Here is a 6,282-nt window from a genome sequence, read left to right as displayed (position 1 = left end):
CCACACCACCGGACTCACCCCCACCTACACCACAGGACCCACCGCACCCACCACCGACCTCCCCACCTACCCCTTCCAACACCACCACTACTGGCTGGAGATGGACGACGGACCCGGTGACCTCACGGCGGCCGGTCTCGCGGCGGTGGGGCACGCGCAGCTCAGCGCGGCCGTCGAACTCGCCGACGGCGGGCTGGTGCTGACCGGGGTCCTCCCGGCTGCGGGCGGCGCGGGCTGGCTGGACGACCACGCGGTGGCCGGCGTTGCCCTGGTGCCCGGTGCGGCCCTGGTCGAGTGGGCGCTGCGCGCCGCCGACGAGGCCGGAGCGGGCGGCATCGACGAACTCGCCCTGCACACCCCCCTCATGCTGCCCGCCACCGGCACCCTCCGTCTCCAGATCGCCCTGGACGCCCCCGACCCCGAGGGCCACCGGGCGATACGGGTGAACTCCCGCCCCTCCGGCGACGATTCGCCCTGGACCTGCCACGCGACCGGCCTGCTCGCCCCGGCGACCGCGGACGCCCCCGCGCCGGAAGCCGCCGGGGCGTGGCCGCCGCCGGACGCCGTACCGGTGGACACCGCGGACTTCTACGCCCGCGCCGAGGCGGCGGGGTACGGCTACGGACCGGCCTTCCAGGGCCTGGTGGCCGCCTGGCGGCAGGGCGACGACCTGCTCGCCGAGGTCGTCCTGCCCGAGCAGGCCCGCGGCGGCGCCCCGGCTTTCGGTGTCCACCCGGCCCTCCTGGACGCCGCCCTGCACCCCCTCGCCCTCGACCGCCCCGCCGATTCCGGCGGTGACGGGCAGGTGCTGCTGCCCTTCGCCTGGACCGGTGTCACCCTGCACGCCACCGGCGCCACCCGCGTCCGCGTCCGGATGACGCCCCTGGAGCACGGCCTGCGCCTCCTGGTGGCCGACGCCGCGGGAGCCCCGGTGCTGCGCGCGGAGTCGGTGACCGTACGGCCCACGAGCGCGCGGCAGTTGCGGGACACGGGGGCGCGACCGGTGGACGGGCTGTTCGCCGTGGCCTGGACGCCGCTGCCCGAACCGGCCGGGACGCCGGGGACGGGTACGGCGGAGGGCTGGGCGTGTCTCGGGGAGGGGCCGCCGCTGCCGGAACTGCCGCGGCACGCCGACCTGGCCGCGCTGCTCGCATCCGACGGCCCGCTGCCGGTGACGGTGCTGACCGGCGTGCCGCCGGTGGCGGAGGGCGCCGAGCTGTCGGCGGCCGCGCTGGGCGCCGTCACGGAGGTGCTGGCGCTGGCCCAGCGGTGGCTGGCGGAGCCGCGGTTGGCGGAGTCGCTGCTGGTGGCCGTCACGCGCGGGGCCGTGGCCGCGGAAGGCGTCGTGCCCGATCCGGCGGCCGCCGCGGTGTGGGGCCTGCTGCGCAGCGCGCAGGCGGAGGAGCCGGGCCGCTTCGTGCTGTGCGATCTCGACGACACGGCGGACCCGGCCGCGCTGCTCGACGCCGTCGCCCGTGCGGTGGCCCGGGACGAGCCGCAGGTCGCCGTACGGGCCGGGCGCGTGCTCGTACCGCGGCTGGAGCGGGCCGTGTTGCCGGAGCTGGTGCCGCCGCCGGGCGAGAGGGCCTGGCGGCTGGCCGCGGACGGTTCCGGCACGGTCGAGGGCGTGTCGGCCGTGCCCTGCCCGGAGGTGCTGGAGCCGCTGGCGCCGGGTCAGGTGCGGGTCGGCGTGCGCGCGGCGGGCGTCAACTTCCGCGATGTGCTGATCCTGCTGGGGATGTACCCGGACGAGGGTGTCTTCCGCGGCAGCGAGGGCGCGGGGGTGGTGCTGGAGGTCGCGCCGGACGTGACCTCGGTGGCGCCCGGGGAGCGGGTGTTCGGCCTGTTCGAGGGCGCGTTCGGGCCCGTCACGGTGGCCGACGCGCGCACGCTCGTGCCCGTACCGTCCGGGTGGAGCGACGTGCAGGCCGCCGCGATCCCCGTCGCCTTCCTCACCGCCTGGTACGGCCTGGTCGATCTCGGCCGCCTGCGGGCGGGGGACGCCGTGCTCATCCACGCGGCGACGGGCGGTGTCGGCATGGCGGCCGTGCAGATCGCGCGGCACCTCGGCGCCGAGGTCTACGCGACCGCAAGTCCGGCCAAGCATAAGGTGCTTGAGGCGATGGGCATCGACGCCGCCCACCGGGCGTCCTCCCGCGACCTGGACTTCGAGGCGGCCTTCCGGGAGACGGCCGGGAGCGTGGACGTCGTTCTCAACTGCCTGGCCGGGGACTTCACCGACGCCTCGCTGCGGCTGCTCGGCGAGGGCGGGCGCTTCATCGAGATGGGCAAGACCGACATCCGCGACACGGACTATCTCACCGACACCTACCCCGGCATCGACTACCAGTTCTACGACCTGGTCCCCCGCGCGGGCCTGGACCACGTCCACCGCATGCTCACGACGCTGGCGGACCTCTTCGCCGACGGCGCCCTCACCCCGCCGCCGGTCACCACCTGGCCGCTGGCCGACGCCCGCGAGGCGCTGCGGCACATGAGCCAGGCCAGGCACACAGGCAAGATCGTCCTCACCGTGCCCCCCGCCCTCGACCGCGACGGCACCGTCCTGATCACCGGGGGCACCGGCACCCTCGGCGCACTGCTGGCCGAACACCTCGTCACCGCCTGGAACGTCACCCACCTCCACCTCACCAGCCGACGCGGACCCGACGCGCCCGGCGCCACCGAACTCACCGCACGTCTGCGCGACCTCGGCGCCACCGTCCACATCACCGCCACCGACGCCACCGACGCCGACGCCGTACGCGCACTCGTCGAAGGCATCGACCCCGACCACCCCCTCACCGGCGTCATCCACGCGGCAGGCGTCCTCGACGACGCGGTGCTGACCGCGCAGACTCCCGCGTCGCTGGCCCGGGTCTGGGACCCGAAGGCCACCGCCGCCGCCGTCCTCGACCGGGCCACCGCGCACCTCCCGCTGGCCCTCTTCCTCGTCTACTCCTCCGCCGCGGGCACGCTCGGCAGCCCCGGGCAGGCCAACTACGCCGCCGCCAACGCGTATTGCGACGCGCTCACGGTCGGGCGGCAGCGCGCCGGGCGCCCGGCGTCGTCGCTCGCCTGGGGGCTGTGGGCCGCGGCGAGCGACATGACCCAGCAGCTCACCGGCACCGACCACGCCCGGATGAGCCGGTCCGGGACGACACCGCTCTCGACGGAGAAGGCGCTGGGCCTGCTCGACGCGGCTCTGCGGCACGCCGAACCGGCCCTGGTCGCCCTCGACCTCGACCCGCGCGCCCTCGGCCGCCGTCCGGCCGCCGAGGTGCCCGCCCTGCTGCGGGCCCTCGCGGCGGCCGGGGCTCCGGTGCGGCGGACCGCGGCCGCGGCCGAGTCCGCGGGGTGGGCGGAGCGCGTCAGCCGGCTCCCGGCGGACGAGCGGCAGCGCGAGCTGGTGGCGCTGGTCCGCAGCCACGCCGCGACGGTGCTCGGGCACAGCGATCCGGCGGCGGTCCGTACCGACTCCTCGTTCAAGGAGCTGGGCTTCGACTCGCTCACCGCGGTCGAGCTGCGCAACCGGCTCACGGCCGCGACCGGGCTGCGGCTGCCGGCCGCGCTCGTCTTCGACCACCCCGACGCGGAGAGCGCCGCCCGCTTCCTGGACGGCAGGCTCGCCCCCGACGGGCAGGCGGCCGCGCCCGCCGACCCGCTCGCGCCCGTGCTCGGCGACCTGGCGCGGCTGGAGGCGACGCTCGGCGGCCGGGAGGTCGACGGGAAGGCCCGCGAGACGATCGCCGGCCGGCTGCACGCCCTGCTCTCCCGGCTGGAGGGCGGTACGTCCGGTGCGCCGGACATCGACGGGGAGGCCCTGGGCTCCGCGTCGGACGACGAGATGTTCGCGCTCATCGACCAGCAACTGGGCTCGTCCTGAGGGGATGCGGAACCGATGCCGACGACCACCGAAGACAAGCTGCGCCAGTACCTCAAGCGCGTCACCCTCGACCTCGGCCAGGTCAGGCAGCGCCTGCGGGAGACCGAGGAGCGCGCACGCGAGCCGATCGCGATCGTGTCGATGGCCTGCCGCTACCCCGGCGGTATCGACTCCCCCGAGGCCCTGTGGGATCTCGTGGCGGAGCGCGGTGACGCCATCGGCCCCTTCCCGACCGACCGCGGCTGGGACCTGGACGGGCTCTACCACCCCGACCCCGACCACTCGGGCACCAGCTACGCCCGTGAGGGCGGCTTCCTGGCCGGGGCCGGACAGTTCGACGCGGCGTTCTTCGGCATCAGCCCGCGCGAGGCCACGGCGATGGACCCGCAGCAGCGCGTCCTGCTGGAGACCGCCTGGGAGCTGCTGGAGCGCGCGCACATCGACCCCACGAGCCTGAAGGGGACCGCGACCGGTGTCTGGACCGGCGCGGGCGTGCCCGGCTTCGGCACGCCGCCGGTCGACAAGGACGCCGAGGGCTTCCTGCTGACCGGCAACGCGCTCAGCGTCGTCTCCGGCCGGATCTCCTTCACGCTGGGCCTGGAGGGGCCGGCCGTCACGCTGGACACGGCGTGCTCGTCGTCGCTGGTGGCGATCCACCTGGCCGCGCAGGCGCTGCGCGCCGGGGAGTGCGATCTCGCGCTCGCGGGCGGGGTGACGGTGATGGCCACACCCAACGTCATCGTCGAGTTCTCCCGGCAGCGCGGCCTCGCGCCCGACGCTCGCTGCAAGGCCTTCGCGGCCGCGGCGGACGGCACGGGCTTCTCCGAGGGCGCCGGACTGATCCTGCTGGAGCGGCTGTCGGACGCCCGCCGCAACGGCCACCGCGTGCTGGCCGTCGTCCGCGGCTCCGCCGTCAACCAGGACGGCGCCAGCAACGGCCTGAGCGCGCCCAACGGCCCGTCCCAGCAGCGCGTCATCCGGCAGGCGCTCGCCAGCGCCGGGCTCGCGGCCTCCGAGGTGGACGCGGTCGAGGCGCACGGCACGGGCACGAAGCTCGGCGACCCGATCGAGGCGGACGCGCTGCTCGCGACATACGGCCAGGACCGGCCGGACGAGCGGCCGCTGTGGCTCGGCTCGGTCAAGTCGAACATCGGGCACGCGCAGGGCGCCGCGGGGGTCGCCGGGGTCATCAAGATGGTCATGGCGCTACGGAACGGCTCGCTGCCCGCGACCCTGCACGTGGACGAGCCGACCCCGCACGTGGACTGGACGGCGGGCGCGGTGCGGCTGCTCACCGAGCCGGTGGACTGGCCCGCGGGCGCCGCCGTCACCCGCCGGGCGGGCGTGTCGGCCTTCGGCATCTCCGGTACGAACGCGCACGTCATCCTGGAGGAGGCGCTCGAGCCGGCGCCCGTGGAGGCCCCGCCCGTGGAAGCCCCGCCCGTGGAGGCGGCCGACGAGGGTGCGACGGTGCCGTGGGTGCTGTCCGCCCGCAGCGAGGAGGCCCTCGCCGAGCAGGCCCGGCGGCTGGCGCGGACGGTGGCCGAGCGGCCGGAGGTCCCGGTCGCGGACGTGGGCCGGTCGCTCCTGACCACGCGGGCGCTGTTCCCCTGCCGCGCGGCCGTCGTCGGACGGACCCGGGAGGACTTCCTGGACGGTCTCGCGGCGCTGGCGGAGGGGGCGGAGCACCCGGGCGTGGTCCGGGGGACGGCGCTGGACGCGGGGGCCGGTCCGGTGTTCGTCTTCCCGGGCCAGGGCTCGCAGTGGCCCGGCATGGGCGTGGACCTCCTGGACGGCTCACCCGTCTTCGCCGCCCGCATCACCCAATGCGAACAAGCCCTCGCCCCTTACGTCGACTGGTCACTCACCGACGTCCTGCGCGGCACCTCACCCGCCGACCCCGACCGCGTCGACGTCATCCAACCCACCCTCTGGGCCGTCATGGTCGCCCTCGCCGCCGAATGGCAGGCCCACGGCATCCACCCCGCCGCCGTCATCGGCCACTCACAAGGCGAGATCGCCGCCGCCACCGTCGCCGGAGCCCTCACCCTCCACGACGCCGCCCGCGTCGTCGCCCTCCGCTCCCAAGCACTACGCGCCCTGTCCGGACAAGGCGCCATGGCGTCCCTCGCGCTCGGCCCCGACGACACCGCACACCTGCTCGACGAACTGGGCGCGGACGCCGGCCAGGTCACCGTCGCCGCCTTCAACGGGCCCGCGGCCACGGTCGTCTCCGGCCCGCCCGAGCAGATCACCGCCGTCGTGACGGCCTGCGAGGCCACCGGCCACCGGGCCAGGACCATCGACGTGGACTACGCCTCCCACGGCCCCCAGATCGACCAACTCCACGACCACATCCTCACCACCCTCGACGGCATCACCCCCCAACCCACCAC

Annotated in this window: 2 protein-coding genes; both read left to right on the top strand. The window is 75.9% G+C overall.

The genetic code is table 11. From position 1 onward, the window contains the following. Positions 1-3,886, top strand: a 3,886-nt coding sequence (locus tag ACWERV_RS36260) for an SDR family NAD(P)-dependent oxidoreductase (RefSeq protein ID WP_452941107.1), incomplete at its 5' end; no start/stop codon positions are given. 15 nt (positions 3,887-3,901) lie between these two features. Then, the coding region (locus ACWERV_RS36255; protein WP_452941105.1) for a type I polyketide synthase at positions 3,902-6,282 on the top strand (2,381 nt) is incomplete at its 3' end.

The sequence above is a fragment of the Streptomyces sp. NPDC004031 genome (assembly GCF_053604375.1).
This window is presented reverse-complemented; position numbering and strand designations above follow the sequence as displayed.